At 68.6% G+C, this 2,517-nt stretch carries 3 protein-coding genes; all 3 read left to right on the top strand.

Annotated features, from left to right (window positions below; all coding sequences use genetic code 11):
- Window positions 1–779, top strand: a 779-nt coding sequence (locus CBW50_RS28260) for a type II secretion system F family protein (RefSeq protein WP_086148556.1), incomplete at its 5' end; no start/stop codon positions are given.
- 119 nt (window positions 780–898) lie between these two features.
- Window positions 899–1,837, top strand: a complete 939-nt coding sequence (locus CBW50_RS28255) for a type II secretion system F family protein (protein WP_086148555.1) — start codon at window positions 899–901, stop codon at window positions 1,835–1,837.
- A gap of 11 nt (window positions 1,838–1,848) precedes the next feature.
- On the top strand, window positions 1,849–2,517 hold a 669-nt coding region (locus CBW50_RS28250), incomplete at its 3' end, for a tetratricopeptide repeat protein (RefSeq protein ID WP_139842704.1).

Below are 2,517 nucleotides of genomic sequence, written 5' to 3'. Positions count from 1 at the left end.
CGCCGGGCCTGGACCGGCTGCTGCGGCGCGTGCCGCACGCGGCGCGGCTCGACCGCCTGCTGCTGCAATCGGGCCTGCCCTGGTCGGTGGCGCAATTCCTCGGCGGCGCGGGCGGCCTGCTGCTGGCTGCCTTGCTGCTGCTGGCGGCCTGGCCCATGCCGCTGCCGGGCGCCTTGCTGTTGCTGGGCGTGGCCGGCGGCGGGCCGTGCATGGTGGTGCTGCGCGCGCGTACGGCGCGGCTGCAGAAGATCGAGGCCCAGTTGCCGGAGGCGGCCGATTTCCTGGCCCGCGCGCTGCGCGCCGGACACTCGTTTTCCAACGTGCTGCAGATGGTGGGCGATGAACTCAATGAGCCGATCAGCGGCGAATTCAAGACGGCGCACGAAGAGATCAATTACGGCGTGCCGATGAACGAGGCGCTGCAGAACCTGGCCGCGCGCATCCCGCTGACGGACTTGCGCTACCTCGTCATCGCCGTGCTGGTGCAGCGCGAATCGGGCGGCAACCTGGCCGAGGTGCTGGTCAGCATCGCGCGCATCATTCGCGCCCGCTTGAAGCTGCTGGGGCAGGTGCGCGTGCTGTCGGCCGAGGGCCGCATGTCGGCCTGGGTGCTGGGGCTGATGCCGGTGGTGATGATCGGCGTCATGGCGCTCGTCAACCCGCAATACATCCGCCTGCTGTGGACGGACCCCAGCGGCATCAAGCTGTTGTGGTACGCGGCTGGCATGGTGGCGCTGGGCGTCGTGTGGATGCGCAAGGTCATCCGCATCCGCATCTAAGAGATCGCCTGAAAAAAAGTCCATGGCGTTGTTGCGTCGCCTTGTCGTACTGTCGTACTGCCTTCGGCGACACGCCTAGCCCTGAACGTTTTGTCAGTCGATCAATCGGAGGAAATGCCATGACTGGCCCGCAACTGCTGTTCCTGTTGATCGTCTTCGCCGTGGTGGTGGCGCTGGCCCTGCTGGCGTGGCTGATCTTCTTTCCCGGCGCCCTGCGCCAGCGCCTGTTCGGCTCCATGGCGCCGGCCGCCGGCGACGCGGTGGCGGAAAACGGCTGGGTAGAACGGGTGGCGCGCGTGGCGCAGCCGTTCAGCAAGCTGTCGCTGCCGGAAGAGGGCTGGGAGCGCTCGCCGCTGCGCACGCGTTTCATGAATGCGGGCTGGCGGCAAGCCAGCGCGCCGGCCCTGTACTTCGCGGCGAAAACCGTGCTGGCCCTGTTGTTTCCCACCGTGCTGGGCCTGTACGCGGCCAGCGCCATGGCGGCGCAGCTGCGCAGCGTGCTGCTGTTGCTGCTGTGCGTCAGCGCCACCATCGGCTACTACCTGCCCAACCTGGTGCTGGCCAGCACGGCGAAGCGGCGCCAGCGCGACATCTTTGAAAACATCCCCGACGCGCTCGATTTATTGACGGTGTGCGTGGAAGCGGGCCTGAGCCTGGAGCGCGCGCTGGTGAAGGTGTCGGGCGAAATCCACATCAAGAGCGTGGTGCTGGCGCAGGAGCTGCAGCTGGTGCTGATGGAAATGCGCGCCGGCTTTTCCAAGGAAAAGGCGCTGCGCAACCTGGCCCTGCGCAGCGGGGTGGAAGATGTCGATACCCTGGTCGCCATGCTGATCCAGTCGGAACGCTTCGGCACCAGCATGGGCGACTCGCTGCGCGTGCATTCGGAAAACCTGCGCGGCAAGCGCAGCCTGCTGGCCGAGGAAGCGGCGGCCAAGATCGCGCTAAAACTGCTGTTCCCGCTGATTTTTTGCGTCTTTCCCACCCTCATGCTGGTACTCATGGGGCCGGCCGTGATCGAAGTCTATCGCGTGCTCGTGCCGGCCATGGCCAGCCGCTGAAAGGAGCTGTCATGCGCTTGACGATTTCCCGCCTGGCCGCCGCCTGCGCCTGCCTCGGCCTGGGCGCCTGCGCCAGCCATACGGCGCACGCGCCGCCGCTGCCGCCCTCATTGGACGCCGATAGCGCCTACGTGGCGGGGCGCGAGCATTTCGAGCGGGGCGACCTGCCCGCCGCGCAGGCTTCCTATGAACAGGCGCTGCGCCATGCGCCGCGCCATGTGGATGCGCGCAACGGCCTGGCCGTGCTGCACGCGCGGCGCGGCGAGCATGGCGCGGCGATCGCCCATTGGCTGGCCCTGACGCAGGAGGCGGGTCCGCCGCAGCCGCGGCACGCGTATTTGTTCAGCAATCTCGGTCACGCCTATTCTTTAAGCGGCCGCGATGCGCTGGCCCTGCCGGCGCTGGAACAGGCCTGCCTGCTCGATCCGCTCAATGCACTGGCCTGGCAGCACCTGGCGCAGGTGCTCGAACGCCTGGGGCAGCATGAGCGCGCGGCCGTGATGCGGCGCCAGGCGCAGAGCCTGCAGGAGCACGACCTGCGGCGCGACCTGGCTCTCTTGCGCGGCGCGGCGCCGTCGCCCGCGCCGTTGCCGGTGCCGGTGCCGATGCCGGAGGCGCCCGCCATGGCGCGCATCGAGATCACGCAAGGCGAGGGCATGGCCCGCCTGCAGCGCGTGCCG

Origin of the sequence: Janthinobacterium sp. GW458P, assembly GCF_002127585.1 — a bacterium.
Lineage (GTDB): Bacteria > Pseudomonadota > Gammaproteobacteria > Burkholderiales > Burkholderiaceae_D > Janthinobacterium.
This window is presented reverse-complemented; position numbering and strand designations above follow the sequence as displayed.

Bases quoted from the DNA above. Each gene is read 5' to 3' on its own strand.
- CBW50_RS28255 (WP_086148555.1), top strand. From the start codon at position 899: ATGACTGGCCCGCAACTGCTGTTCCTGTTGATCGTCTTCGCCGTGGTG.